This window comes from Kitasatospora sp. NPDC059577 (genome assembly GCF_042735475.1).
GTDB lineage: Bacteria > Actinomycetota > Actinomycetes > Streptomycetales > Streptomycetaceae > Kitasatospora.
In genome coordinates this window covers 80,936-107,623 of the sequence record NZ_JBHWBZ010000026.1, presented here as the reverse complement: position 1 = coordinate 107,623, position 26,688 = coordinate 80,936, and the positions used below count along the sequence as shown (strand labels likewise).

The 26,688-nt window shown below is 73.9% G+C and carries 24 protein-coding genes; 6 read left to right on the top strand and 18 right to left on the bottom strand.

Annotation, left to right across the window (positions count from 1 at the left end):
* Window positions 1–122: 122 nt before the first annotated feature.
* Window positions 123–692, bottom strand: coding sequence for a hypothetical protein (locus ACFV0O_RS21485; RefSeq protein WP_380344026.1), 570 nt, complete (start codon window positions 690–692; stop codon window positions 123–125).
* A 146-nt stretch (window positions 693–838) separates the two neighbouring features.
* Between ACFV0O_RS21485 and ACFV0O_RS21480 the strand changes: the two genes are divergently transcribed.
* Window positions 839–1,513, top strand: coding sequence for a PhzF family phenazine biosynthesis protein (locus tag ACFV0O_RS21480; protein ID WP_380344024.1), 675 nt, complete (start codon window positions 839–841; stop codon window positions 1,511–1,513).
* Here ACFV0O_RS21480 and ACFV0O_RS21475 read toward each other — a convergent pair.
* From ACFV0O_RS21475 to ACFV0O_RS21460, 4 genes are all read right to left on the bottom strand, one after another.
* Complete coding sequence (locus ACFV0O_RS21475) at window positions 1,483–2,091, bottom strand: VanZ family protein (protein ID WP_360265331.1); 609 nt, start codon at window positions 2,089–2,091, stop codon at window positions 1,483–1,485. The two genes, ACFV0O_RS21480 and ACFV0O_RS21475, sit on opposite strands and share 31 nt — an antisense overlap.
* Before the next feature lie 79 nt (window positions 2,092–2,170).
* A complete protein-coding gene (locus ACFV0O_RS21470; RefSeq protein ID WP_380344020.1) occupies window positions 2,171–2,491 on the bottom strand; it encodes a hypothetical protein in 321 nt (106 codons plus the stop codon).
* Window positions 2,488–4,035 (bottom strand): ATP-binding protein, encoded by a 1,548-nt coding sequence (locus tag ACFV0O_RS21465; RefSeq protein WP_380344018.1) that lies wholly within the window; start codon window positions 4,033–4,035, stop codon window positions 2,488–2,490. The genes ACFV0O_RS21470 and ACFV0O_RS21465 overlap by 4 nt, the downstream gene beginning before the upstream one ends.
* Window positions 4,036–4,095: 60 nt before the next feature.
* Complete coding sequence (locus tag ACFV0O_RS21460; RefSeq protein ID WP_063349065.1) at window positions 4,096–4,773, bottom strand: response regulator transcription factor; 678 nt, start codon at window positions 4,771–4,773, stop codon at window positions 4,096–4,098.
* A gap of 591 nt (window positions 4,774–5,364) precedes the next feature.
* On the opposite strand from ACFV0O_RS21460, the gene ACFV0O_RS21455 reads away from it, so the two are divergent.
* Entirely contained in the window at window positions 5,365–6,027 is a 663-nt protein-coding gene (locus ACFV0O_RS21455) for a SigE family RNA polymerase sigma factor (protein ID WP_360265355.1), read from the top strand.
* 198 nt (window positions 6,028–6,225) lie between these two features.
* Here ACFV0O_RS21455 and ACFV0O_RS21450 read toward each other — a convergent pair whose 3' ends face one another.
* From ACFV0O_RS21450 to deoC, 5 genes are all read right to left on the bottom strand, one after another.
* A complete protein-coding gene (locus ACFV0O_RS21450) occupies window positions 6,226–6,864 on the bottom strand; it encodes an ATP-binding protein (protein ID WP_380344015.1) in 639 nt (212 codons plus the stop codon).
* A gap of 108 nt (window positions 6,865–6,972) precedes the next feature.
* Window positions 6,973–7,356 (bottom strand): hypothetical protein, encoded by a 384-nt coding sequence (locus tag ACFV0O_RS21445; protein ID WP_380344012.1) that lies wholly within the window; start codon window positions 7,354–7,356, stop codon window positions 6,973–6,975.
* A gap of 236 nt (window positions 7,357–7,592) precedes the next feature.
* Window positions 7,593–8,516 (bottom strand): aldehyde dehydrogenase family protein, encoded by a 924-nt coding sequence (locus ACFV0O_RS21440; RefSeq protein ID WP_380344009.1) that lies wholly within the window; start codon window positions 8,514–8,516, stop codon window positions 7,593–7,595.
* Window positions 8,509–9,990, bottom strand: a complete 1,482-nt coding sequence (locus ACFV0O_RS21435) for an aldehyde dehydrogenase family protein (RefSeq protein WP_380344007.1) — start codon at window positions 9,988–9,990, stop codon at window positions 8,509–8,511. Before ACFV0O_RS21435 ends, ACFV0O_RS21440 begins: the two co-directional genes overlap by 8 nt.
* A 5-nt stretch (window positions 9,991–9,995) precedes the next feature.
* Window positions 9,996–10,982 carry a deoxyribose-phosphate aldolase gene (deoC, locus tag ACFV0O_RS21430; protein ID WP_360265349.1) on the bottom strand — a complete coding sequence of 329 codons (987 nt, stop codon included), beginning with the start codon at window positions 10,980–10,982 and terminating at the stop codon, window positions 9,996–9,998.
* Between the two features lie 106 nt (window positions 10,983–11,088).
* Here deoC and ACFV0O_RS21425 point away from each other — a divergent pair, with 106 nt between their 5' ends.
* On the top strand, window positions 11,089–11,769 hold the full coding sequence (locus tag ACFV0O_RS21425) for a PH domain-containing protein (RefSeq protein ID WP_380344004.1): 681 nt from the start codon (window positions 11,089–11,091) through the stop codon (window positions 11,767–11,769).
* Between the two features lie 66 nt (window positions 11,770–11,835).
* Here ACFV0O_RS21425 and ACFV0O_RS21420 read toward each other — a convergent pair whose 3' ends face one another.
* The 6 genes from ACFV0O_RS21420 to ACFV0O_RS21395 all read right to left on the bottom strand — a co-directional run bounded on the left by ACFV0O_RS21420 (window position 11,836) and on the right by ACFV0O_RS21395 (window position 20,177).
* Complete coding sequence (locus ACFV0O_RS21420; protein WP_380344001.1) at window positions 11,836–13,554, bottom strand: phospho-sugar mutase; 1,719 nt, start codon at window positions 13,552–13,554, stop codon at window positions 11,836–11,838.
* Between the two features lie 188 nt (window positions 13,555–13,742).
* Entirely contained in the window at window positions 13,743–14,564 is an 822-nt protein-coding gene (locus tag ACFV0O_RS21415; protein ID WP_360265310.1) for a purine-nucleoside phosphorylase, read from the bottom strand.
* Window positions 14,565–14,814: 250 nt separating this feature from the next.
* On the bottom strand, window positions 14,815–15,909 hold the full coding sequence (locus tag ACFV0O_RS21410) for a C40 family peptidase (RefSeq protein WP_380343997.1): 1,095 nt from the start codon (window positions 15,907–15,909) through the stop codon (window positions 14,815–14,817).
* Window positions 15,910–15,926: 17 nt separating this feature from the next.
* A complete protein-coding gene (locus tag ACFV0O_RS21405) occupies window positions 15,927–16,409 on the bottom strand; it encodes a poly-gamma-glutamate biosynthesis protein PgsC/CapC (protein ID WP_380343994.1) in 483 nt (160 codons plus the stop codon).
* Window positions 16,406–17,929 carry a poly-gamma-glutamate synthase PgsB gene (gene pgsB, locus ACFV0O_RS21400; RefSeq protein WP_380343991.1) on the bottom strand — a complete coding sequence of 508 codons (1,524 nt, stop codon included), beginning with the start codon at window positions 17,927–17,929 and terminating at the stop codon, window positions 16,406–16,408. Before pgsB ends, ACFV0O_RS21405 begins: the two co-directional genes overlap by 4 nt.
* Window positions 17,930–17,951: 22 nt before the next feature.
* Window positions 17,952–20,177 (bottom strand): HAMP domain-containing protein, encoded by a 2,226-nt coding sequence (locus ACFV0O_RS21395; RefSeq protein WP_380343989.1) that lies wholly within the window; start codon window positions 20,175–20,177, stop codon window positions 17,952–17,954.
* 224 nt (window positions 20,178–20,401) lie between these two features.
* Between ACFV0O_RS21395 and ACFV0O_RS21390 the strand changes: the two genes are divergently transcribed.
* Window positions 20,402–21,367, top strand: a complete 966-nt coding sequence (locus ACFV0O_RS21390) for a hypothetical protein (RefSeq protein WP_380343986.1) — start codon at window positions 20,402–20,404, stop codon at window positions 21,365–21,367.
* 13 nt (window positions 21,368–21,380) lie between these two features.
* On the opposite strand, the gene ACFV0O_RS21385 is transcribed toward ACFV0O_RS21390, so the two are convergent.
* Complete coding sequence (locus tag ACFV0O_RS21385) at window positions 21,381–21,818, bottom strand: gamma-glutamylcyclotransferase (RefSeq protein ID WP_360265308.1); 438 nt, start codon at window positions 21,816–21,818, stop codon at window positions 21,381–21,383.
* 98 nt (window positions 21,819–21,916) lie between these two features.
* Here ACFV0O_RS21385 and ACFV0O_RS21380 point away from each other — a divergent pair, with 98 nt between their 5' ends.
* Together ACFV0O_RS21380 and ACFV0O_RS21375 are read left to right on the top strand one after the other, a co-directional pair.
* A complete protein-coding gene (locus tag ACFV0O_RS21380) occupies window positions 21,917–23,371 on the top strand; it encodes an NAD(P)H-quinone dehydrogenase (protein WP_380343983.1) in 1,455 nt (484 codons plus the stop codon).
* A 237-nt stretch (window positions 23,372–23,608) separates the two neighbouring features.
* Window positions 23,609–24,565 (top strand): DeoR/GlpR family DNA-binding transcription regulator, encoded by a 957-nt coding sequence (locus ACFV0O_RS21375; RefSeq protein ID WP_380344039.1) that lies wholly within the window; start codon window positions 23,609–23,611, stop codon window positions 24,563–24,565.
* 133 nt (window positions 24,566–24,698) lie between these two features.
* On the opposite strand, the gene ACFV0O_RS21370 is transcribed toward ACFV0O_RS21375, so the two are convergent.
* Complete coding sequence (locus tag ACFV0O_RS21370) at window positions 24,699–26,474, bottom strand: acetyl/propionyl/methylcrotonyl-CoA carboxylase subunit alpha (RefSeq protein WP_380343980.1); 1,776 nt, start codon at window positions 26,472–26,474, stop codon at window positions 24,699–24,701.
* Between the last annotated feature and the right edge of the window lie 214 nt (window positions 26,475–26,688).

The following is a 26,688-nucleotide window of genomic DNA, read 5'->3' as shown; positions in this document are numbered from 1 at the left end:
GCCGCCCCCGGCGGGGTCCCCGCCCGGGGCGCTCCCCCCCCCCCCCCGGCCCGCCCCCCCCGTCACCGCTCGGCAGCGGTGACGGACGGGCCTTCCGGCGTTCGTGGGGCGGTGCGGCCCGCTCAGCCGGCCTGGTGCGGCGGCTGGGGCTGGGCCGGCGGGGCGGGCTGCGCGTACGGGTTGTCCGCCACCGGCTGCGGCGGGACACCCGGCTGGTGCGGCGCGGCGGCCGGCGGGACGGGAGCGCCCGCGTGCGGCGGCACGGGAGCGCCCGGCTGCGGGGCGTTCGGGTTGTACGGCGCCTGCGGGGCGTTCGGGTTGTACGGCGCCTGCGGGGCGTTCGGGTCGAACGGGGCCTGCGGGGCGTTCGGGTTGAACCCGGCGGCCTGCGCGGCGGCCGCCTGCTGCTTGGCGTTGCTGCGCTCGACGATCGCCTTCACCGAGTAGACGATCATCGCGACCGGCAGGATGAAGACCTTGAAGAAGATGTAGTACGTGCCGCCCTCGAAGACGAACACGAGGTAGTAGGCGTACCCCAGGAAGCCGAGGCCGATGAGCACGTTGAGGATCCGCAGACCGGCCTTCAGCCCGCCGGCGACGGCTCCGAGGACCAGCATGATCACGCCGCTGAGCGCCAGCAGGACGGCGTACCAGGAGAACAGCGGTTCGGCGCTGAAGTCGAGATTGTTCACGGGGGATTTCCTGTGGGAGGGAAGAAACAACGGCGGAACCGTTTGGGGACGAGAGCGCACAGTACTGGAGGCGGCTGACATTCGTCGCGGCCTTTACGTCACGGTGTCGTTGCGCTCTGCCGGAGCGGCAATTGACGAGGTGGGAAATGACTGACTATGAGGTGCTGCGGGTCTTTTGCGGACCGGACGGGCGGCACGGGAACGAGCTCGGCGTCGTGCGCGCCGGCGCCGCTGTGCCGGAGCGCGCGGACCGCCGACGGCTCGCGCGCGAACTCGGCTTCAGCGAGACGGTGTTCGTCGACGACCCGGAGCGCGGGGAGATCGACATCCACACCCCGACGCTGCGTCTGCCCTTCGCCGGGCACCCGTGCGTGGGCGTCGCCTGGCTGCTCGGCCTGGACCGGCTGGTGACGGCCGCCGGTGAGGTGGGCGTACGGCGCGCGGGCGGGCTGACGCTGATCGAGGCCCGGCCGGAATGGGCCCCGCCGCGGACGCTGCGGCAGTACGGTTCGGCGGCCGAGGTGGAGGCGCTGGAGGTGCCGCCGCCCGGGGAGTGGGTCTACGCCTGGGCCTGGCAGGACGAGGCGGCGGGCACCGTCCGGGCCCGGGCGTTCCCCGGGCGGGGGGACGGGATCGACGAGGACGAGGCGACCGGCGCGGCCGCCCTGCTGCTGACCGCGCGGCTCGGCCGGGCGCTGACCGTCACCCAGGGCGCGGGTTCGCAGCTGCTGACCGGGCCGCGCCCCGGAGGGCTGGTCGAGGTCGGTGGCCGGGTGGTGCCGGGGCGGGCTCAGCGGCCGGGCGGCGTCGGCTCCGCGTAGGCGCGCGGCCGGGGGACGGGTGCGACGGCCGCCACCCGGCCGACGGCGGCCACCGGCGGGACGGTCAGCACGGACACCCGGGGCACCCGCGGCCGCCGCCCCCGCAGCAGGTGCCGCAGACCGGGGACCAGCGCGAGGTGGGCGGCGGCCACGCCGATCACGGCGAACAGGATGTGGTCCACGTTGAGGACGTGCCCGGGCGTCCAGGAGGAGAGGAACTCCAGCCCGGTCGCCAGCAGCGCGGAGACGCCGGTGGTGCGCAGGAAGGACGGCAGCCAGGGGGCTCGGAGCCGGCCGCCGGCCAGCGGCAGCAGGACGCCGAGCGGGGCCAGCAGCAGGAGTTCGCCGACCACCTGCCAGCCGGTGGAGGAGCGGAGCGAGGCCAGCGGCGTCAGATTGGCGTCGTACACCCAGGCCACCGGCAGCGGTCTCAGCACCAGCCAGAGCACCAGTGCCAGGTGGCAGGCCAGGCCCGCCAGTCCGGTCAGCCGGAGGGGACGGTGGACGCCCGCCGCCGGCCTGCTCTCGGTCCCCGCGCCGGAACGCTCGTCGCGTGTCCTGGTGCCATCTCGCTGCACGGGGGGAAGGACGTGAGCCGGTGGCACGGCGGTTCCACACCGGGCGTGAACATTCCCGGACGCGCCCCCGGCGCCCCCGCTACTTGCACGGGGAGGCCGTCGGCACGGCGCTGAACACGTTGTCCGGCGGCGGGCTGCCCGGTGTCACCGCGGCGGGCGACGGGCTCGGGCTCACGGCGCCCTTGGCGGCGCCGCGGGCAGGGGTCACGGCCGGCGCGGGGCCGGGCGGGGTGGCCAGCGCGGTCGGTACGCGCGGGGCGGTCGGGCAGGCCGTCCGGCTGGCCGGGGCCCCGGCGTCGACCGGTACGGCCGTCGGCCGGATGCCGCAGCCGGAGGCCAGTGCGAGCAGGAGCAGCACGCCGGCGGTGCGGCGCAGGGTGGTGCGGGCGGGGGCGGTCACGTGGCGTCCTTGTCCTGTGCGGCGTCGCGCGCGGGGCCGCGCTCGGCCCCGCCCGCGGCCGGCGGGGGCGGTGGGGCCGACGGCAGCGTCAGGGTGAACACCGCGCCGACCTCCCCGTTCGCCGCCGTGATCGTCCCCCCGTGTATCTGGGCGTTGGCCATCGCGATCGACAGCCCCAGACCGCTGCCCTCCGAGCGGGCCCGCCCCCGGTCCGCCTTGTAGAACCGGTCGAAGACGTGCGGCAGCACGTCCTCGGGGATGCCCGGGCCGCTGTCGGAGACCTCGACCACGACCGAGTCGTCGCTCTGCCGGACCCTGACCCGCACCGGCGAGCCGCCGTGCTTGAGCGCGTTGCCGATGAGGTTGGCGAACACCACGTCGAGCCGGCGCGGGTCGACCACGGCCAGGATGCCGCGCGGGGCGTCCAGTTCGACCGCGTCGTACCAGGCCCGCCCGTCGATGCAGGACATGATCAGGTCCGCGATGTCGACCTCGTCGGCGACCAGCTTGGCGGTGCCGGCGTCGAAACGGGTCACCTCCATCAGGTTCTCGACCAGGTCGGACAGCCGCCGGGTCTCGCTGACCACGAGCCGGACGGCCGGCTCGATCATCGGGTCCAGCGACTCGGCCTCGTCCTCCAGGATGTCGGTGACGGCGGTCATCGCGGTCAGCGGGGTGCGCAGCTCGTGCGACATGTCGGCGACGAACCGCCGGCTCTGCGCCTCGCGCGCGCTCAGCTCCTCGACCTGCTCGTGCAGCGATTCCGCGGCCATGTTGAACGTCCGGGCCAGGTCGGCGAGTTCGTCCGAGCCCTCGACTTCCAGCCGGGTGTCCAGGTGTCCCTCGCCGAGCCGCCGGGCCGCGTCGCCGAGCCGCTTGACCGGCCGCAGCACGGTGGCCGAGGCGGCCTGGGCGAGCAGCGCCGAGCCGATCAGGGCCAGCAGGGTGGCGACGGCCAGCGACCAGCCCAGCGTGTTGAGGTCGGCCCGCTCGTTCTCCAGGGACTTGAACATGTACGCCGTCGGGCCGTTCGGCACCACCTTGGTGCCGCCGATCAGGAACGGCCGGCCCTCCAGGTTCTGCCGCTGCCAGTACAGGTGGTACGGGTACGGGTTGTTCTCGGTGACCTCCCGCGGCTTGGCGACCGTGGACTGCAGCGCGGTCGGCACGTCGGCCAGCGTGAAGTGCGTCGGGTCGGAGGACGCCGAGGGGCACTCCGGGTGCGCCGGGTCGATCACCACCACGTCGTAATTCAGGCCGGAGCTGGCGACGTTGGACGCCAGCGCGGCCAGTTCCGGGCAGCCGGCGTTCAGCGGCAGCTCGGAGACGTTGCGGCTGAGTGAGACCCGGAAGTCGTTCAGCGCGGTGTCCTGGGCCCGCTTGAGCACCGCGTCGCGGTTCAGCCAGTACGCGATGCCGGAGGCCGAGACGGCGGCGAGCAGCGCGACCGCCGCGAACACCGCGATCAGCCGTACCCGCAGGGAACGCAGCCGGCGCCACCGGCTCGCCGGGAAGCGCCGGGCAGTCGTCTGATGGTCAGTCACAGGAGCCTGTCGTGATACGGGAGTTCAGGAGTCGGACGGGGCGGGGCCGGGGCGGAGGGGTCAGGCCGGCGGGTCCAGCCGGTAGCCCACCCCGCGCACGGTGCGGATCAGCGTCGGCGCGGACGGCACGTCCTCGACCTTGGCCCGCAGCCGCTGCACGCAGGCGTCCACCAGGCGGGAGTCGCCCAGGTAGTCGTGCTCCCACACCAGCCGCAGCAGCTGCTGGCGGGAGAGCGCCTGCCCGGGGCGGCGGCTGAGTTCGAGCAGCAGTCGCAGTTCGGTCGGGGTGAGCTGGAGGTCCTGCCCGTCCTTGGTGACGGTCATCGCCGCGCGGTCGATCACCACGGTGCCGTACGCGGAGGAGTCCGAGCTCTCCCGCTCGCCGCGTCGCAGCACCGCCCGGATCCGGGCGTCCAGCACGCGCGGCTGCACCGGCTTCACCACGTAGTCGTCCGCGCCGGATTCCAGACCCACCACCACGTCGATGTCGTCCGAACGCGCGGTCAGCAGGATGATCGGCAGCTGGTCGGTGCGCCGGATCCGGCGGCACACCTCGAAGCCGTCGATCCCGGGCAGCATCACGTCCAGCACGATCAGGTCGGGCCGCTGCTCCTTGAAGAGCCTCAAGCCGTCCTCGCCGGAGGCAGCGGTGGCCACGCGGTGGCCCTGGCGGGTGAGGGCGAGTTCGAGGCCGGTCCGGATGGCGTCGTCGTCCTCGATCAATAGGAGGAAAGGCACGGCCCCATTTTGGCCCACCCGCAGCCCCGAATCACCCCCCGGATCGCTCACCGGCCGCTCGGGAACCGGAAGGACCGCCACCGGCGTCAGGTACGGAGGGAGGCGGACCGGGACGAAAGGCCCCCGCCTGTGACACCCCTGTGACAGTCGGCGGACAGCGCCATCACAACCGGCGGGCAGGATTTTCCATGTCGCCGCAGGACAGCGGGCCGAAAGGGCCGGCTGGAGGGCGGCTACCGGAACCGCTCGTACCGACCCAGGGGGCGCACGATGAACGCCATGCTTCAGACCCGGACCAACCCGGCTGTCCGCACCGCGCGTTCGTCAGCCACGACCCACCGGACCCGGTACGAGGTCAGGACCGACGAGAACTCCGGTGCCGTGACCGTACGGGGGTGCGCGCACAGCACCGGTGGAAACCCCGTCGCCCGCCGGGTGAGCGGCGGCGCCAGGACGGGGGAGCTGTACGGGATCGGCCGGCTGGGGAGTTCGGCCGACTCCGCCAACACCCTCACGCTGCGGGGCATCCTCCCCGTCCGCGTCGAGGGCAAGGACACCCCGGGGGGGAACCGGGGTACCGGGGGGAACGGTCTGCGGACGGTCGGTTCGGGGGAACCGTCCGGTCGCGAGGCCGCCGGTGCGACGCTGCTGCGGCTGAACCCCGCTGCGGCCCGCACCACCGAGGCCGGACAGGGAGGCGCGCAGGGGGAGCACTCGGCCGCCGCGGAGGACCACATCACGGAGTTCACCGCGTACGTGCGCGAGCGCCGCGCCTCCCTGTACGCCACGGCCTACCACCTCACCGGTGACCGCTACGAGGCCGAGGACCTGCTGCAGAGCGCGCTCTTCAGCACCTACCGGGCCTGGGGCCGGATCACCGACAAGGCGGCGGTCGGGGGCTACCTCCGCCGCACCATGACCAACCTGCACATCTCCGCCTGGCGGCGCCGCAAGGTCAACGAGTACCCGACCGAGGAGCTGCCGGAGACGGCGGGCGACACCGACGCGATGGGCGGCACCGAGCTGCGCACCGTGCTCTGGCAGGCGCTGGCGAAGCTGCCGGAGAACCAGCGGACCATGCTGGTGCTGCGCTACTACGAGGGCAAGACGGACCCGGAGATCGCCGACGTGCTGGGGATCAGCGTCGGTACGGTCAAGAGCAGCATCTGGCGCGCCCTGCGCCGGCTGCGCGACGACGAGCACCTGAACAAGTCGGGCGACACCGTCCGGGCGTTCGGCGAGCTGGTCGCGTAACGAGGGACTCCCGTCGGGGGACGGGAACGGACGGTCGGACGGTCCGGGGGCAGCGGCTCGGGGGAGCGTGCCCGTGGGAGAACCGAGGATCGTTCGGGGAAGGCGACGGGCCCGGTGCGGGGGAGACGCACCGGGCCCGTCGTCGTGCCGTCCGGACCCGCCGGGCCTCGGCCGCGGGGACGCCGGGAACGGCCCGGCTCAAGCCGCGGAGAGCTCCGTCGGGCGGGCCGCGGTACGGATTCGCCGCTCGGCCTCCGGCCCGGCGCACGCGTACGAGCCGAGCGCGACCTGCCGGCCCACGATGGAACGCTCGGCGCGCATCAGCCGCCAGCCCCGGCGCAGCAGCACCGGCAGCGACTTGCGGCCCTCCCGGACGTCCCGGCGCAGCCGGCGCCAGGCCGTGGTGAGCGCGCCGTTGCGCAGGCACAGGGCGTCGCCGAGCAGGCCCTCCTCGGCACACGCGGCGGTGATCTCGGCGGCGAAGATGCCCTCCGCGATGAACGCGCCGACGCCGCCGAGCTCCAGGGCGCGGGTGCCGATCCGGCCGTTGTCCGGGATCGAGTACACCGGGACGTCGGTGCGGCCGCGGTCGTGCAGGGCGCGGATGGCGGCGAGGGCCTGGTCGCGGTGCCAGGCGAGCGGGGAGTCCCAGTCGACGGCGCCGTCCGGCAGCCGCGGCAGCGTGGGGTCGTCCCCGTCCTTGTAGAAGTCGTCGAGCTGGAGGACCGGCAGGCCGCTGCGCTCGGCGAGCGAGGACTTCCCCGACCCGGAGGGCCCGGAGAGCAGGATCACCCGGGCGTGCGCGCCGGGGGCGGGGTTCATGGGGGAGTCACTCACGGGACACCAGTCTGACGCATCGGGGCCCGTTGCCGAAACCGGTCGGCACCGACCTTCTGCCACGGAGGCGGCGGTGGTTGCGGCCCGTCACCGCGTCGGCGACCGCGACTACGGGCCGGCGAGGGCGGCGTGTACCAGCGGCAGGTAGCGGGTGTCGACCTGGAGGTGGACCGGGTCTCCGGCGCCGGGCGGCCGGTAGGCGGTGGCGGCCCAGTCCTGGCTGTGCCAGGTGTCGGGCTCGGGCTCGTGGAAGGTGCCCCCGGTGGGCAGGTCGAGCCGCCCGGCCTCCCGGGAGACGAAGGCCACGCCGGCGGTCCCCGGCGTGATCCGCAGGCTGCCGTTGACGTACCCGCGCCCCGGGCCGGAGCGGACCGAGCAGGGCACCCGGACCGGCCGCCCGGCGGCCAGTCGGCGCCTGCTGCGGGCCACGTGGTACCTGCGGAGGAAGCCGTCCGCGAACAGTGCGACCAGCTCGCCGATGAACTCGCCCATGGTTCCCCCCGATCGTCCCCGTCCCCGGTGATTCTGGCCGGGCCGGCCGGGCGCGCGGGAGCGGCGAAAGTCGGCGGCGGGGGTGACGAAAGTCGACGGGAACGGCGGCGGAAAGCGACGGACCCGCGCCAGGGGGGGAGAGGCGCGGGTCCGTCCAATGACCGTCCGGGCCCTGGGGGGGAGAGGGCACTGGGGACGGCCAGTCTGTGGAGTTGTCGCCCCGGAGGGCGGGTGGGTCAGATACCCATCGGGTGCCACACCGTCTTCGTTTCGAGGAACGAGAGTAGCCGGTCCGTACCGGGCGCACTGGTCCAGTCCTGGGCGAACGGGTCCAGCTCCGGACGGACCACCCGCTTCAGGGTATCCGCGGCGGCGGCTTCCAGCGCCTGCGCCGCGCCGGGACCGTCGGCGGCGATGGCCCCGGTGAGGTCCACCGCGTTGACGTCCTGGTGCGAGGCCAGGGTGGGGGCGATGTCCGCGGTCCGGCCCGAGAGGATGTTGACCACGCCGCCCGGGACGTCCGAGGTGGCGAGCACCTCGCCCAGCGACAGCGCGGGCAGCGGGGCGTCCGCGGCGGCCGCGACCACGACCGTGTTGCCGGTGGCGATCGCCGGGGCGATCACCGAGACCAGGCCGAGCAGCGAGTGCCCGTACCCGGCCTGCGGGGCGACGATCCCGACCACGCCGGTCGGCTCGGGGGTCGACAGGTTGAAGTAGGGACCGGCGACCGGGTTGGCGCCGCCCGCGATCTGGGCGACCTTGTCGGTCCAGCCCGCGTACCAGACCCAGCGGTCGATCGCGACGTCCACCAGCGCGGCGGCCTTCTTCGGGCCGATGCCCTCGGAGAGGGCCACCTCGGCGGCGAACTGCTCGCGCCGGCCCTGCAGCATCTCGGCCACCCGGTACAGCACCTGGCCGCGGTTGTACGCGGTGGTGCCGGCCCAGCCCTTGACGGCGGCGCGGGCGGCGAGGACCGCGTCACGGGTGTCCTTGCGGGTGCCCAGCGGCGCGTTGGCGAGCCACTCGCCCTTGGAGTCCGTCACCTCGTACACCCGCCCGCTCTCCGAGCGCGGGAACTTCCCGCCGACGTACAGCTTGTAGGTCTTGCTCACCTGGATCCGCACCGGGGCGTCAGGACGCGCGAAGGTCGTGTCAGACATCGAGGTAGGCCTCCAGACCGTGGCGGCCACCCTCGCGGCCGTAGCCCGACTCCTTGTAACCGCCGAACGGCGAGGTCGGGTCGAACTTGTTGAAGGTGTTGGCCCAGACCACACCGGCCTTGAGCCTGTTCGCGGTCCAGAGGATCCGCGAGCCCTTCTCCGTCCAGACGCCGGCGGAGAGGCCGAACGGGGTGTTGTTGGCCTTCGCGACCGCCTCGTCGGGGGTGCGGAAGGTCAGCACCGACAGCACCGGGCCGAAGATCTCCTCCTGGGCGATCCGGTGGGCCTGGCTGACGCCGGTGAAGATGGTCGGCTTGAACCAGAAGCCGTTGCCCGGGAGTTCGCACTCGGGGGACCAGCGGTCCGCGCCCTCGGCCTCGCCGGCGTCGGTCAGCTCGGTGATCCGGGCCAGTTGCGCGGCCGAGTTGATCGCACCGATGTCGGTGTTCTTGTCCAGCGGGTCGCCGACCCGCAGGGTGGACATCCGGCGCTTCAGGGCGTCCAGCAGCTCGTCCTGGATCGACTCCTGGACCAGCAGGCGCGAGCCCGCGCAGCAGACGTGGCCCTGGTTGAAGAAGATGCCGTTGACGATGCCCTCGACCGCCTGGTCGATCGGCGCGTCGTCGAAGACGATGTTGGCGGCCTTGCCGCCCAGCTCCAGCGACAGCTTCTTGCGGCTGCCGGCCAGCTGCTTGGCGATGGCCCGGCCGACCGGGGTGGAGCCGGTGAAGGCGACCTTGTTGACGTCGGGGTGCGCGGTCAGCGCGGCGCCGGTGCGGCCGTCGCCGGTGACGATGTTGACGACGCCCTTCGGCAGACCGGCCTGGCGGCAGATGTCGGCGAAGCGCAGCGCGGTCAGCGGCGTGGTCTCGGCCGGCTTCAGGACGACCGTGTTGCCGGTCGCCAGCGCGGGCGCGATCTTCCAGGCCAGCATCATCAGCGGGAAGTTCCACGGGATGACCTGGCCGGCCACGCCGAGCGGGCGCGGGTTGGCGCCGAAGCCCGCGTAGTCCAGCTTGTCCGCCCAGCCCGCGTAGTAGAAGAACCACGCGGCGACGGTCGGGATGTCGAAGTCGCGGGTCTCGCGGATCGGCTTGCCGTTGTCGATCGACTCCAGCACGGCCAGCTCGCGGCCGCGCTCCTGGATGATCCGGGCGATCCGGAACAGGTACTTGGCGCGCTCGCTGCCCGGCAGCGCCGACCAGTCGGCGAAGGCCCTGCGGGCGGCGGCGACGGCGCGGTCCACGTCCTCGTCGGTGCCCTGGGCGAACTCGGCGAGCACCTGCTCGGTGGCCGGGTTGACCGTCTTCAGGGCCTCGCTGCCGGAGGAGTCGACGAACTCGCCGCCGATGAAGTGGCCGTAGGAGGTGGCGATGTCGCCCGCGGCGGCGGGGGACTCGGGGGCCGGGGCGTAGGCGAAGAGGCCTCCGGCGGGCTTGGCCGCGGGCTCCTCGATGTTCTTCTTCTTGGCCATGGTGATCAGTCCACCGTCACGTAGTCGGGGCCGGAGTAGCGGCCGGTGGCCAGCTTCTGGCGCTGCATCAGCAGGTCGTTGAGCAGGCTGGAGGCACCGAAGCGGAACCAGTGCGGGGTCAGCCAGTCGTCGCCGAGGGTCTCGTTGACCATCACCAGGTACTTCATGGCGTCCTTGGTGGTCTTGATGCCACCGGCGGGCTTCACGCCGACCTGGACGCCGGTGGCCGCGCGGAAGTCGCGGACCGCCTCCAGCATCAGCAGGGTGACCGGCGGGGTCGCGTTGACGGCGACCTTGCCGGTGGAGGTCTTGATGAAGTCGGCGCCGGCCAGCATCGCCAGCCAGGAGACCCGGCGGACGTTGTCGTAGGTCTGCAGTTCGCCGGTCTCGAAGATGACCTTGAGGTGGGCGTAGCTGCCGTCGGCGCGCTTGCACGCCTCCTTGACGGCGACGATCTCGTTGTAGACGTCGAAGTAGCGGCCGGAGAGGAAGGCGCCGCGGTCGATCACCATGTCGATCTCGTCGGCGCCCGCGGCCACCGCGTCGGCGGTGTCGGCGAGCTTGACCGGGAGGGCCACGCGGCCGGCCGGGAAGGCGGTGGCCACCGAGGCGACCTGGATGTCGGTCCCCTTCAGGGCGTCCTTCGCGGTGGCGACCATGTCCGGGTAGACACAGATGGCGGCGACGCGGGGGGTGGTGGGGTCGGTCGGGTCGGGGGTCCTGCCCTTGGCGCACAGCGCGCGCACCTTGCCGACCGTGTCCGCGCCTTCCAGCGTGGTCAGGTCGATCATGGAGATCGCCAGGTCGATGGCGTACGCCTTCGCCGTGGTCTTGATCGAGCGGGTACCGAGAGTGGCGGCACGCGCCTCCAGGCCGACCTGGTCGACGCCGGGCAGGCCGTGCAGAAAGCGGCGGAGCGAGGCCTCGGACGCCGCAACGTCCTGAAGACCGCTGCCCGCAACGCCGGGGGCATTGGCTGCAACAGTGGACATAGTCACCAGACCAGCATATCTACGCGCGTAGTGGGCCGCCAGGGCACCCGCCATTCGTGGCCGGACCGAGACCTCCGTACGAGGGGCATGGGGCAGAATCGACGGCATGACCGATTCCGACGGCACGCCCCACCAGGGCAAGGCCGCCCCCGGCGGGGAACCCGAGTACGCGGACCGCGTGTACCGCTCCGTCCCCGGCGTGATCTCCGGCGTGTTCCTGCTCGCCGTCGCCGCCTGGCTGATCGGCGACGCGGCGGTGACCGGCACCGGCAAGACCCCGTACGTCGCGCTCGCCGCGGTGCCGGTGTTCGCCTTCCCGGTGATCGCCTACACGCTGCGCCCGGTGGTGCGGGCCTCCGGCGACCGGCTGGTGGTGCGCAACCCGTGGCGGACCGTCATCGCGCCCTGGGCCTCGGTGGACGCGCTGCGCGCGGGGTACTCGGTCGAACTGCTCGCGGGCGGCAGGAAGTACCAGGTCTGGGCGGTGCCGGTGTCGCTGCGCCAGCGCAAGCGCGCCACCCGCGCCCAGAGCCGCGGCAACGCCGAGCACGCCTCCCGCACCGGGCTGGGGCTGGGCCTCGCGGCCCGGACCAACCCGGTCGTCCAGGGCTCCTCGGACCCCACCCGTGCCTGGTCCGACCAGGTGACCGACGTGCTGCAGGAGATGGCCGAGCGCAACGCCAGCCGTCCCGAGGCCGCCGGTCCGGTGACGGTCCGCTGGTGCTGGTGGGTGATCGTCCCCACCCTGGTGGGGCTGGTCGCCCTGATCTCCGTCATCGCGGCCTGACGCCGCCCGCCCCACGCGCGAACGGGCCCGCCGGAAGCTTTCCGGCGGGCCCGTTCGGCGTGGCGGTCAGATGCCGGCGGCTGCGGCCAGGTCCCGCTTGACGGCGTCCAGCAGCGCGGCGGCGCGGTCGCGGGTGGCCGCGAGGTCGGCGGCGGTGGCGACCGGGAGGACGACCTCCAGGTAGCACTTGAGCTTGGGCTCGGTGCCGGAGGGGCGGACCACGATGCGGGCCGAGCGGACGGCCTCGCCGGCCAGGTAGTAGCGCAGGCCGTCGGTGGGCGGCAGGTCGGCGGAGCCCTCGCTGAGGTCGTCGGCGCGGGTGACGGTCAGGCCGGCCAGGACGGTCGGGGGCTGCTCGCGCAGGCGGCGCATGGCGTCGGCGATCAGCGAGAGGTCCTGCACCCGGACGGACAGCTGGTCGGTGGCGTGCAGGCCGTGCTCCAGCGCCAGGTCGTCCAGCAGGTCGGACAGCGTGCGGCCGGACTTCTTCAGGGTGGCGGCGAGCTCGGCGACCAGCAGGGCGGCGGTGATGCCGTCCTTGTCGCGGACGCCCTGCGGGTCGACGCAGTAGCCGAGCGCCTCCTCGTAGCCGTAGCGCAGGCCCTCGGCGCGGGAGATCCACTTGAAGCCGGTCAGCGTCTCGGCGTAGCCCAGGCCCGCCGCCTCGGCGATCCGTCCGAGCAGTGTGGCGGAGACGATGGTGGTGGCGAAGGTGCCCTCGGCCTTCTTGGAGACCAGGGCCGCGCCGAGCAGCGCTCCGACCTCGTCGCCGCGCAGCATCCGCCAGCCGGCCGTGCCGTTGCCGCTGCCGGCCGCGTTGCCGCTGGTGGGGACGGCCACCGCGCAGCGGTCGGCGTCCGGGTCGTTGGCGATCACGATGTCGGGGCCGACCGAGGCGGCGGTGCTGAAGGCGAGGTCCATCGCCCCCGGCTCCTCCGGGTTGGGGAAGGCCACGGTCGGGAAGTCCGGGTCGGGCTCGGCCTGCTCGGCGACGACGGTCGGCGCGGGGAAGCCGGCCCGGCGGAAGGCGGCGACCAGGGTGTCGCGGCCGACGCCGTGCATCGGGGTGTAGACGACGTCGAGGTCGCGCGGGCTGTGCGGGTCCACGATGGACACGGCGCGGGTCAGGTAGGCGTCGACGACGTCCTCGCCGAGCACCTCCCAGCCGTCCTCGGCGCGCGGGACCTCGTCCAGCGAGCCGATCGCGTCGATCTCGGCGGCGATCCCGGCGTCGGCCGGCGGGACGATCTGCGAGCCGTCGCCCAGGTAGACCTTGTAGCCGTTGTCCTGCGGCGGGTTGTGGCTGGCGGTGACGGTGACGCCGGCGGCCGCGCCCAGGTTGCGGACGGCGAAGGCGAGCACCGGGGTCGGCAGCGGGCGCGGCAGCAGCGCGGCGCGCAGGCCGGCGCCGACCACCACGGCGGCGGTGTCGCGGGCGAAGTCGTACGACTTGTGGCGGGCGTCGTAGCCGATGACGACCAGGTCGCCGAGGCCCTGCTCCTTGACGTACGCGACCAGGCCGGCGGCGGCCCGGATCACCACGGAGCGGTTCATCCGCATCGGCCCGGCGCCGATCTCACCGCGCAGTCCGGCGGTGCCGAACTGCAGGCGGTCGGCGAAGCGCTCGGCGAGCTCGGACCAGGCGAGCTTGCTGTCCGACTCGGCCTCGGGGCCCTCGGCCCGGGCCAGCAGGGCGCTGAGCTCCTCGCGGGTCTGCGGGTCGGGGTCCTCGGCCAGCCAGGCCCGGGCCCGGGCGAGGAGGTCGGTGGTGGGTGCCTGCGTCATGGCTGCCAGCTCCATCGGGAAGTGCGTCGGTGTGTCGGCCGGAGGGTTCGCTGAGACCGGAGGGTTCGCTGAGACCGGGGTTCCGCAAGGAAGGGGTCGAGCACGCGGACGGGGCCCACGGGAGGCGTGATCAGCGGATCACGCCGCCCGTGGGCCCCGTCACTCATGCATTCTGCGCCTGGTGGGCGTCAGATCCGCTCAAGGACCTTCGCCAGCAGCTCGCCCATGCGCTCGGCGGAGGCCTTGCCGGCCTCCAGCACCTCTTCGTGGTTGAGCGGCTCGCCGGTCATGCCGGCGGCCAGGTTGGTGACCAGGGAGATGCCGAGCACCTCGGAGCCGGCCTCGCGGGCGGCGATGGCCTCCAGGGTGGTGGACATGCCGACCAGCTCGCCGCCGATGACCCGGGCCATGTTGACCTCGGCCGGGGTCTCGTAGTGCGGGCCGCGGAACTGCACGTAGACGGCCTCGTCCAGGGACGGGTCGACCTCGCGGCAGAGCGCGCGCAGGCGCTTGGAGTACAGGTCGGTGAGGTCGACGAAGTTGGCGCCGACGATCGGCGAGTCCGCCGTCAGGTTGATGTGGTCGCTGATCAGGACCGGCTGGCCGGGGGTCCAGCCCTGGCGCAGGCCGCCGCAGCCGTTGGTCAGCACGATGATGCCGCAGCCGGCCGCGGCGGCGGTGCGCACGCCGTGGACGACGGTGGCCACGCCGTGGCCCTCGTAGTAGTGGTTGCGGCCGAGGAAGATCAGGGCGCGCTTGTCGCCGATCTTCACCGAGCGGATCGTGCCGGCGTGACCGGCGACGGCGGGGGCGGGGAAGCCGGGCAGGTCGGTGACCGGGAACTCGGCCACGGTCTCGCCCAGGGCGTCGGCGGCCGGCACCCAGCCGGAGCCCATCACCAGGGCGACGTCGTGCCGCTCGGCACCGGTCAGCTCGCGCAGGCGCTCGGCGGCGGCCTGGGCGGCGGCGTAGGGGTCGGCGGAGACGACCGACTGAGGAGAAGCGTTCACGGGTCCGAGGATAGACGGGAATCGGCTACGCGCGTAGAAAATCTGGCGCGGCATGCCGGATCGTTACCCGGTTGACCCGAAAGCACAGCTCGGTGGCGCCGTCCGGGTGACCTGCTTTGTCGCTTCCCACACAGCGGGCATTCCACGCACCGGGCGTTCCGCGCGTCCCGCCCTCGCGGCCGCCCCGGATTTCCGGGCACCCCGCTTTCCGGACACCCGGCGTTCCCCGTCCGCGCGGACCCCGCGCGGTTCAGAGCCGTTTCGCGCTGCGCAGCCCCTTCGCGTACATGCCGTTGTCGTCGAGCCGGGCCGTGCCGCCCTTGTCGCCGAAGGTCGGGCCGTCCGCCTCCTCCCGGCTGGAGATGTAGCGGGGGTGGCCGTCGGTGTCCAGGCCCAGGTAGATGCCGGTGTGGTCGAGCCGGGCGCCGGTGCGGGCGTCGATCTCGAAGAACACCAGGTCGCCGGGTTGCAGCGGGTCGATCGAGACCGGGCGCAGGGTGGTGTCCGAGCCGGCGGCGGTCGCCAGCGGGATCACCGGGACACCGGGGCCGACCCGGGCCAGGCCGTTGGCGGTGCGGGGCAGGCCGGGGCCGGCCGCGTCCCTGGAGAGCAGCGGGTAGCCGGATCGGTATCCGTACACCATCCGGACGAACCCCGAGCAGTCGAAGGAACCGAAGCGGGTCCTGTCGGGCTGCCGGGTCACCTTGTCGGCGAACGTGTACGGAACGCCGAGGTAGTCGAAGAAGTCGGTCTGCTCCAGGCGCAGGTCGTTGCCGGCCGAACCGTTCGGATTGAGCGGGCCGAAGGAGGCGTCGCCCTTGAAGCGCACGCCCTTGGCGTCCTTCTCGGCGGGCGCCCCGGCCACGTACTGGGTGGCCGCCGCCAGGACGTCGTCGGCGGTGGAGCCGAGCGACTGCTGGAACCAGGTGCGGAACCAGGCCTCCTGCTCGGCGCCCGCCTTCCAGGGCTGCGGCATCAGCCGGACCCAACTGTCGGTCACCACCGTGGCGGCGGTGGTGACCGGCTCGGCGAAGGTGCGGCTGGGGCCGGCCAGGACGGCGGTGCGGGCGCCGTCGCTCAGCGTGGCGACCACCCCGCCGCGGTCGTCCCGGACCACCGTGTGGTCCGGCCCGGCCAGCCGCTCGTAGCGGTACCGGGCGGGCGGGGCCGTGCCGGCCGGGGTCCCGGCGGCGGGGCCCGGCACGGCGGCGGTGATCAGCGGCGCGTTGCTGCCGGCCGACGGCTGCCGGTCGCGGTCCCGCAGCTGGACGGTGAGGTAGCCGCCGGCGGCCAGCAGGGTCACGGCGAGGCCGCCGCTGAGCAGGGACGTGCGGGTCACTGGCATGGGGGTTCCCCTCGGGATCAGGTGCCGGGCAGGGCGCCGAGCAGGACGCCGGCGGTGAGGACGACGTAGTTGGCGAGCGTCACCGTGCCGGTGGCCATCAGGGTGGCCGCCCGGGGCTGGCGGACCAGCTGGTAGGCGATCAGGCCGGGGACGATGAAGCCGAGGGTCTGGTTGGCGTACAGGGTGGGCAGTTCGCGCTGCAGGACCAGCATCACGGTGGCCTGCAGCAGCACGCCGATCAGCACCACGGCGGCGAACAGCCGCTTGCCGTAGAGGATCACCAGCTTCTGGACCACCCGGATGGCGAGGTAGGTCAGCACCGTCACGCCGATCACGATGGCCACCCGCTGGAGGGACTCGACCAGGGTGAGGGCCAGCCAGCCGGGGGTGATCATGCCGCCGGGGGAGAGGTTGGTGGTCAGGTAGCAGACCAGGGAGAAGACCAGGCCGAGCGCGATGCCGATGGCGGCGATCTCGGGGGTGAGCTCGGTGGGGATCACTGCTGGTCTCCGTAGGGCGCGGCGGTGCGGTGGTGGGGGTCGTACCAGGAGTCGGGGAGCGGCTCGGGGCGGTACACCGGCTCGGCGTGGGGAGCCTGTCGGGCGTGCGGTGCGTGGCCGGGGTACGGCGCCTGCCCGCCGTACGGGGCCCGGCCGGGGTGCGGGACCCGGCCCGGGTACGGGCCCGGATCGGCGTACGGGTCCGGATCGGCGTACGGTGCGGTCCCGGTGGGGTGGAACGGATCGGCGTGGTGCGCGGGTCCGGGGTGGTCCGGCTCCGGGTAGAGCGGTTCGGGCTCGTGGTACGCGTACTCCGGTACGCCCGGCCCGTCCGGCGACTCGTCGGGTTCGAGCCGGGCCAGCTCGTCCAGGAACAGCTCGCCCTGGCCGTGGATGTTGCCGACGGCCACCAGCGATGAGTCCGGCCCGAGTGCGGCCAGCAGCTCGGCGGTGAGCCGCTCCGGGTCGCGCTTGTCGCCGCCGAGGTCGACCACCCGGCCCGACCAGCCGGCCGGGATGCCGTCGCGGGCGCTCCTGGTGGGGTGGCCGATCAGGAAGACCGTGTCCGGGTCGAGGTCCGGGACGATCTGGCCCATCTGGCCGTTGCGCTCGACCCGGTCCGGGCGGCAGTTGATCACCACGTTGAGCGGGCGGTGGATCGCGCCGAGGTCCTCCAGCTGGCGGACGTTCATCAGCGTCGACTCGGGGTCGTTGGCGGCGAAGACGTTGGCGAAGCGCAGCCGCTTGCCGTCGGCGGTGCGGTAGCGGTCGACCGACAGCACGCCCGGGTCCGGCGGGGCCGCCCACATGCCCTGCAGGGCGGTCTGCCGCTCCACGCCGAGGAGTTCGGCGACGGCGAGGGCGATCGCCACGTTCTCCTTGAAGGTGAACCAGCTGAACCCGCGCAGCTCCTCGTCGGTGACCGTCTCCGGGTCCACCACGATCAGCCGGCAGTCCCGCCTGGCCGCCTCCTCGCGCAGGATGTGGGCGCGCTCCTGCTCGGCGGTGACGCACACCCCGCCGACCGGCATCGAGCGCGACAGCGAGCGGGCGACGTCGTCCAGGGTCGGGCCCATCTCGGCCAGGTGGTCCTCGCGGACGTTGCAGAGCACGCCGATGGTGGAGCGGATCAGCTTGGTCTGGTTGACCTCCTGGAGCGCCGGCATGACGGCCATGCACTCGATCACCAGGGCGTCCGGCCGGTAGGTGGCGGCGCGGCGGACGATGCCGATCTGCTCCACCACGTTGGCGATGCCGAACTTGCGGTAGACCGGTTCCTCGGTGGCGTCCGGGTGGATGAACCGGGCCGCGGTGCCGGTGGTCTTGGCGACCGTCACCAGCCCGCCGCCGCGCAGCGCGCCCGCGCACAGCCGGGTGATCGAGCTCTTGCCGCGGATGCCGTTGACCAGGACCCGGGTCGGGATCTGCTCCAGCGCGGTGAAGTGCCGCCGCTGTTCGACGATGCCGGCCACCAGCAGCACGGTGCAGCACACCAGCAGCACGACGTAGAGGAAGAGCACGGGAGATCCTTCGGGCGGGGGCTCAGCGGGCGGTTTCGGGAGTCCGGCGGACGGCGCGCTCGGCGAGCTCGGCGCGCACCAGTTCCTGCCGGACCAGCTCCAGGCTGCGGGCGACGGCGCCGACCTCGTCGTGGTGGACGGGGTAGAGCACGGTGCGGCGGTCCCCGGCGGCCAGCGCCTCGGCGCTCGCGGCGAGGCGGCGCAGCGGCAGGCCGACGGCGATGAACAGCCAGCCGAGGCAGAGCGCGGCGGCGGCCAGGCCGAGCATGCCGGCCAGCACCGCGCGGCGGTCGGCCCGGTTCTGGTCGAGGTGCAGCCAGGCCACCGGATGGGCGGTGACCACGGACCAGCCGAGCTTGGCGACGCTGCCGTTGCCGCCGAGCGGGGCGGCGGCGAGCAGGGAGGGGTCGCCGCCGTCGCGGAGCACGTCGGCGGTGGCGGACTTCCCGGCGTCGGCGAGGACCGTCCGGGCCCGGCCGTCCGGCAGTTCGCCGAAGGAGCTGTAGCCCTCGTTGGCGGCGAGCACCCGCTGCCGGCCGTCGACCAGCCAGACCCGGCCGAGGCCGGGCCGGGTCAGCAGACCGCCGAGGAAGTCGGTCTTGAACTCGCCGACCAGGACGGGCCCCTTCGGCTCCGGGGCACCCTCCGCCTCGGCGTCGGCCGGGGCGGCGGTGAGGGCCGCGCGGGCGGCGATCCGGGGCTCCTTGCCGGAGCTGTTGAGCAGCAGGACGCCGCTCGGGCCGAGGGCCTCCGGGCCGGTGCGGTGCGGGGTCTCGCCGGCGTGGGCGAGGACGCCGCCGTCGGCGCCGAGGACGTACAGCGAGCGGTAGCGGTCGTGCTCGGCGAGGGTGTCGCGCAGCAGGGTCTCGGCCTTGCCGACGGAGGCCTCGGAGAGCGCGGGGGCGACCGAACGCAGGTCCGCGTAGCCCTCGTTGAGCGCCTGGCGGATCCGGTCGGCGGCGGTGTCGGTGCGGTCGCGCTGGCCGGCCACGACCTGGGTGGGCACCCGTACGGTCGGGTCGTTGCCGCCGAGGAACAGCAGCGGGCCGGACCAGCCGAGCACCAGGACGGCGCAGAGCGCGAGCGGCAGGGCGGTGCCGGGGCGGCGCCCGCGGGCGGGGGCGGCGGCGGGCGGACGGGACGGGTCGAGGAGCTGGTGGCGCAGTTCCTCCAGGGCGCGGGCGATCCGGCCGGTCTCGCCCCGCTTCGGGCCGCGCACGGGTTGGTCCGGCCGGTCGCCGCGGGTGAGCCGGCGGGATTCCAGGAACAGGCCCAGCAGCGGGCGCTGCAGGCTGCGGACCAGGTACCAGGCGAGCAGCAGGGCCAGGACGAGCAGGGCGCCGGCGGCGGCCAGGCCGAGCATGGGGTGGCGCAGCCTGCCGGGCTTGCCGTCGACGGTGCTGGTGGAGACCACGGTCAGGCCGAGCGGGGCGGCCTGGTCGTGCCCGCCGGGGGCGGCGACGGCGGCCCAGCCGGCGACCCGGCGCTCGCCGTTGGCGTCCGCGGCGCCGGCCAGGCTGCCGGAGGCCGTCTCGCCGGGGGCGGGGTGCTGCCGGGCGGCGCGCTCGCGGGCGGTGGTGACCAGCTTGCGGTCGCCCTCGGCGGGGAGCGCGGCGCCGGTGGTGTCCAGGACGGCGCCGGTGGCGTCGAGGACCTGGATGGTCTGTTCCTTGCGGGTGGCGATGCCGGGCAGCCGCAGGTTGTCGGAGGCGACCAGCAGGGCGCGGCCGTCGGCCTTGGTGGTGACCAGTGCGAAGGTGAGCAGCCGGGTGCCGGCGGTGGAGGGCACCAGGACGGGCGCGGGCGCGGTGTCGGTGACCTTGGCGAGGTCCAGACCGGCCAGCGGGACGGTCTCGCCGCGGGCGGCCAGCAGCCGGCCGGTGTCGGGGCGGACCACCACCGTGCCGCGCCACTTGTGGTACGCCTGGCCGAGCGCGGTCAGCACGGCGGAGGGCTCGGCGGGCGCGTTCTCGTAGCGGGCGGCGGCCCGGCGCAGGTCGGTGGCGCTCTCGTGCAGTCCGGCGCGCAGTGAGGCGGCGGTGTCCTCGGCGGCGTACTGGTGGGACTCGCGGACGGCCTGCGGGGTGTCGTCGACGCGCAGTCCGCCGACGGCCAGGGCGGTGATCGCGGCGACCGCGACCAGCAGGACCAGCAGCAGCGCGATGGGCGGGCGGATGCCTCCGAGCAGCGGCATGTCGGCCCGGCGGCGGTAGCGGTGCTGCCGCGGCGGGGTGGGTGCCGTGCTCACGGGGGCCTCGTTCTCCTCCGGGCTCGCCGTGGCGGCTCCCGGGGTCGGCAGCCGGCCTTCCCGGTCAAGCAATGATCAAGAATTGGTCAAGCCGGAACAGCGTACGAAAAGGTTTCGCAAAAGTTGTCACATATCGGCTTCGATCCGATGTCCCTTGCATCTCGATTCCGCCGGACCCGGCGTGGATCATGGCGGTGGTGGTCGACGCGGTAGGTTCGACCGCCATGGAGACTCGGGGTTCGCGACGCTCGCTGCTGCTGCCGGTGGCGGCGCTACTGGTGCTGGCGGCGCTCGCCGGGGTGCTGACCCTGGCCGCGCGCGGCCGGGCCGAACCCCCGCGGGCGGTCCGCCCCCTGCCCTCCGGACCGGCCCCGGTGGACCTGGCGTCCCGGGTGGACGACTACACCGCCGACTTCGCGGCCGACGGTCCGTACACCGCGCCGGACGCGGCCCAGCGCCGGGCGGTGGCCGACGGCGTGCTCGGCGCGCTGGACGGGCAGTCCGAGCAGGCCGGGAAGGCGCTGGCCCGGGCCGGCTACCGGCTCACCGAGTTCACCGAGGCCGCGACCGGCCGCCGGGTCGCCGAGATCGCCGACATCACCGCCACCGCCGGGAGCCGCGGCTGGGGCCGGGTCTACCTGGACCTCTCGGCCCGGACGAACTGGTCCGTGCAGGTGCCGCACCCGGTGTCGGACGCCCGCACCGAGGCGCTCGGCGTGGAACTGTTCCGGGCCGCGCCGGGCGGTGTGCTGGTGCTCGCCGGGGCGCACCGCCGGGCCGGGGCCGACGGCTCCTCGGACGTCGCGCACCGCACCGACACCGTCTTCGCGGCCGTGGTCGAGGCGCTCACCGGGCGCGGGCTGCCCGGCATCCAGGTGCACGGCTTCGACGAGGGCAGCCTGCCCGGGCAGGACGCGGTGGTCTCCGGCGGTGCGGGCCAGGCCGGCCCGGCCGCCGAACTCACCGCCGCCTCGCTGGGGCGGTCCGGGTACGCGGTCTGCCGGGCCTGGCGGGAGAAGTGCGGGCAGCTGGGCGGCACCACGAACGTCGAGGGCCGGTTCGCGGCCGGTGTCGGGGTGCCGTGGCTGCACGTCGAGCTGGGCAACGGGCTGCGCACCGAGCCGGCCCGGCGCGCGGTGGTGGCCGGCGTCCTGGCGGAGACGGCGCGCAGCTGGGGCCCGCGGCCCTGACGGGCCCGCCCGGTCAGCAGGGGCGGCGGCGCAGGTCCATGACGTAGTCGTGCGGGGCGCCGGCGCTCTCGGCGGCGTCGGCGACCAGGCCGAGGTAGCGGGCCGCGGGCAGGCCGCCCTCGTAGTCGTTGAGCACGTACGTCCAGACCGGGATGGAGCCGTCCAGGGTCTGCGCGCGCAGCTTGATCTTGCGGTAGATGCCGAGCTGGACGCCCTCCCAGCGGTCCAGGCCCTCCTCGTCCACCGGCGAGACGTCGTACAGCGAGACGAAGACCTGGTCCTTCTCGTCCTCGACGACGGTGGCCAGCGAGCCCTCCCAGCCGAGCTGCTCGCCGCCGAAGGTGAGCCGCCAGCCGTCCAGCCACCCCGTGCCGCGCAGCGGGGAGTGCGGGGCTCGGCGGGTCATCTGCCGGGCATCGAGGTTGGTGGCATACGCGGCGTAAAGGGGCATGGGGGCCAGCGTAGCCGGGGTGGCGCGCGGACCGGGGCGACCGGGCGAACGGGCGGAGCCCGGACCCCGGCGTGGCGGCGCTCCCGGCGTACGGGACAATGGTGAGCGTGACTCGGATCGTGATCATCGGTGGCGGACCCGGCGGCTACGAGGCGGCCCTGGTCGCCGCACAGCTCGGCGCGGAGGTGACCGTCGTCGACCGCGACGGTCTGGGTGGATCGGCGGTGCTCACGGACTGCGTTCCGTCGAAGACGCTGATCGCGACCGCGGAGGTGATGACCACCTTCGACAGCTCGTACGAGGAACTCGGCATCCTGGTCGCGGACGACACCCCGCCGCTGGAGCAGGCCGCCCGGGTCATCGGCGTGGACCTGGGCAAGGTCAACCGCCGTGTGAAGCGACTGGCGATCGCGCAGTCCCACGACATCACCCAGTCGGTGACCCGCGCCGGCGTCACCGTCCTGCGCGGCCGCGGCCGGCTCGGCACCGGCGGGCAGGCCGCGGACGGCTCGCGCGAGGTCCTGGTGGACGCGCCCGACGGCACCGTGCACGCGCTGCGCGCCGACGCGGTGCTGATCGCCACCGGCGCCCACCCGCGCGAGCTGCCGGACGCCCAGCCGGACGGCGAGCGGATCCTGACCTGGACCCAGGTGTACGACCTGGAGGAGCTGCCCCGCGAGCTGATCGTGGTCGGCTCCGGCGTGACCGGCGCCGAGTTCGCCGGCGCGTACCAGGCGGTCGGCTCCAAGGTCACCCTGGTCTCCAGCCGCGACCGCGTGCTGCCGGGCGAGGACCCGGACGCCGCCGAGGTGCTGGAGGACGTCTTCCGGCGCCGCGGCATGAACGTGATGGGCCGTTCGCGCGCCGAGTCGGTGAAGAGGATCGGCGACCGGGTCGAGGTGACCCTGGCCGACGGCAAGGTGATCGAGGGCACGCACTGCCTGATGGCGGTCGGCTCGATCCCCAACACCTCCGAGATGGGCCTGGAGGAGGCCGGGATCAAGCTCAACGACTGGGGCCAGATCCAGGTCGACCGGGTCTCCCGCACCACCGCCCCCGGCGTGTACGCGGCCGGCGACTGCACCGGCGTCTTCATGCTCGCCTCGGTGGCGGCCATGCAGGGCCGGATCGCGATGTACCACGCGCTCGGCGACGCGGTGCAGCCGCTGAACCTCAAGACCGTGGCATCCAACGTCTTCACCGACCCGGAGATCGCCACCGTCGGCTACACGGCGGCCGACGTGGAGTGCGGCAAGATGGACGCCGTCGTGGTCAAGCTCCCGCTGCGCGGCAACCCGCGGGCGAAGATGCAGGGCATCCGGGACGGCTTCGTGAAGCTGTTCTGCCGTCCGGGCACCGGCATCGTGGTCGGCGGCGTGGTCGTCGCCCCGCGGGCCAGCGAGCTGATCCACCCGATCTCGCTCGCGGTGGACGCCAATCTGACGGTCGAACAGGTGGCCAGCGCCTTCACCGTCTACCCGTCCGTCTCCGGCTCGACCGCCGAGGCCGCCCGGCAGCTGCACATCCGCAAGCGGGCCGACGGCGAATCCTGAGCGTCCGGCGCGCAGTTGAGGGGCGGCTGCCGACCGGCGGCCGCCCTTCGCGCATGATCGACCGTCACCCGGACGGCGGGCGCAGCCCCGGGCTATTGACGGCGCGAATTGTACGGTCACGCGCCGCTCGTGCGTGAGCAATTCCCGCTACTAGCTGCAAACGCCTGAAAGCAGACGGTCACGCAGGTTACCGTCGGTTCTGTGTTTGCTGCAGAACGTCGCCAGTTGATCCTCGAAATGGTGCGCGCCAACGGAGCGGTCTCGCTCCGGGAGTTGGCCCGCGTCGTCCAGACCTCCGAAGTGACCGTGCGCCGTGACGTGCGGGCGCTGGAGGCAGAAGGGCTCCTCGACCGCCGGCACGGCGGCGCGGTGCTCCCCGGCGGCTTCAGCCGCGAACCCGGTTACCCGCAGAAGACCCACCTGTCGGCGGCGGAGAAGAGCGCCATCGCGGACCTCGCCGCCGGCCTGGTGGAGGAGGGCGACGCGGTGGTGGTCGGCGCCGGCACCACCACCCAGGAGCTGGCCCGCCGGCTGGCACGGGTGCCCGGTCTGACGGTGGTCACCAACTCGCTGCTGGTCGCCCAGGCACTGGCGCACGCCAACCGGGTCGAGGTGGTGATGACCGGCGGCACCCTGCGCGGCTCCAACTACGCGCTGGTGGGCAGCGGCGCGGAGCAGTCGCTGCAGGGGCTGAGGGTCACCAAGGCCTTCATCTCCGGGAGCGGGCTGACGGCCGACCGCGGCCTGTCGACCGCGAACATGCTGTCCGCGAGCGTGGACCGGGCCATGGTGCTGGCGGCCGCCGAGGTCATCGTCCTCGCCGACCACACCAAGCTCGGCGCGGCCGGCATGTTCCAGACCGTCGCCACCGAGACGATCACCCGGCTGGTCACCGACGAGCAGGCCACCGCGGACGACGGCACCGCCCGCGAGCTGGACGCCCTGGCCGACTGCGGGGTGCAGATCGACTTGGCGCCGATCGGGGCGGCCCCGAGCGGCGACGCCCCGGTGCACGGCACCGGCAGCGGCCCCGTGCACCAGACCCAGCCCGGTCCGATGGCCCGCCGCACCGGCCCGCCCCCCGGCGGCGCGCCGCTGCCCGGCCAGCGCCGCCCCGGCGCCCACGGCGGCCCGGTCGGCCCCGGCGGGATGCCGGCGCGGCTGGCCGAGCTGGGCCTGCCGCGCGGGCGCTGAGCGGCCCGTGCGCGGCCGCGCACGAAGACGACCGGCCCGCACGCCCCGGAGGGCGTACGGACCGGTCGGTGCCCGCCGGGCGGGCCGGGCCCCGATCAGGAACGGTCCCTGATCGGAGCCGGCCCCGGCGGGGTCAGTCCTTGATCTCGCAGAGCGCGGCACCGCTGCTGACGCTGGCGCCCACCTCGGCCTTGAGGCCGACGACGGTGCCCGCCCTGTGGGCGTTCAGCGGCTGCTCCATCTTCATCGCCTCCAGGACCACGATCAGCTCGCCCTCGGCGACGACCTGGCCCTCCTCGACGGCGACCTTGACGATGGTGCCCTGCATCGGCGAGGCCAGGGTGTCGCCGCTGACGGCCGACCCGGCCTTCTTGGCGCCCACCCGGCGCTTGGCCTTGGCGGTGCCCGTCGCACCGGCCGCCGGGGCCGCGGCGACGCCCAGCGAGGACGGCAGCGAGACCTCGATCCGCTTGCCGCCGACCTCGACGACGACGGTCTCCCGGCCCTCGGCCTCCTCGCCCTCACCGGCGGCACCGGCGAACGGCGGGATGGTGTTGTCGAACTCGGTCTCGATCCACCGGGTGAAGACGGTGAACGGTCCGTCGCTGCCGTGCACCTCCGGCGCGAACGCCGGGTCGGTGACGACCGCCTGGTGGAACGGGATGGCGGTGGCCATGCCCTCCACCTTGAACTCGCTCAGCGCGCGGCGGGCCCGCTCCAGGGCCTGCTTGCGGTCACGGCCGGTGACGACCAGCTTGGCCAGCAGGGAGTCCCAGGCCGGGCCGATGACCGAGCCGGTCTCCACGCCGGAGTCCAGGCGCACGCCCGGGCCGGACGGCGGGGCGAACAGGGTCACGGTGCCGGGCGCGGGCAGGAAGCCCCGGCCCGGGTCCTCGCCGTTGATGCGGAACTCGAAGGAGTGACCGCGGACCTCGGGGTCGCCGTAGCCGAGCTCCTCGCCGTCGGCGATCCGGAACATCTCCCGGACCAGGTCCAGGCCGGTGACCTCCTCGGTGACCGGGTGCTCGACCTGCAGACGGGTGTTGACCTCCAGGAAGGAGATCGTGCCGTCCAGCGCGACCAGGAACTCGCAGGTCCCGGCGCCCTCGTAGCCGGCCTCCTTCAGGATGGCCTTGGACGCCCGGTACAGCTCGGCGTTCTGCTCGGGGGTCAGGAACGGCGCGGGCGCCTCCTCGACCAGCTTCTGGTGGCGGCGCTGCAGCGAGCAGTCACGGGTGGACACGACCACCACGTTGCCGTGCTTGTCGGCGAGGCACTGGGTCTCGACGTGCCGCGGGTTGTCCAGGTAGCGCTCGACGAAGCACTCGCCGCGACCGAAGGCGGCGACCGCCTCGCGGACGGCGGACTCGTACAGCTCCGGGATCTCCTCCAGGGTGCGGGCGACCTTGAGGCCGCGGCCGCCGCCGCCGAAGGCCGCCTTGATGGCGACCGGCAGGCCGTGCTCCCGGGCGAAGACGACGACCTCGTCGGCGCCCGAGACCGGGTCCGGCGTACCGGCGACCAGCGGGGCACCGGCGCGCTGCGCCACGTGCCGGGCGGTCACCTTGTCGCCGAGGTCGCGGATGGCCTGCGGCGGCGGGCCGATCCAGATCAGACCCGCGTCGAGGACGGCCTGGGCGAAGTCGGCGTTCTCCGACAGGAACCCGTAGCCGGGGTGGACGGCGTCCGCACCGGAGTCGGCGGCCGCTTTGAGGACCTTGGCGATGTCCAGGTAGCTGGTAGCGGGGGTGTCACCGCCCAGCGCGTAAGCCTCGTCGGCCGCGCGGACGTGCAGCGCATCCCGGTCCGGCTCGGCGTAGACGGCGACGCTGGCGATACCGGCGTCCGAGCAGGCCCGGGCGACGCGGACGGCGATTTCCCCGCGGTTGGCGATGAGCACCTTGCGCACTGTGGCTCCCTTCTTGAACCTCGTTGAGTTTATGGATTCCTGGGCAGTACCGGCGAGTAGCCCCGGGTTGTGAACTATCCCACACGCTCGGTGATGGATTTTCCGGCCCCCGTACCGGCCGGTACGAAGACTCCGCAGGTCGCGGCGGGTGTGCCCGGAAGGGCGGGGGCCACGGCGGGTGACGGGGCCGCGGCGCGGCGGGACGGTGGCATGG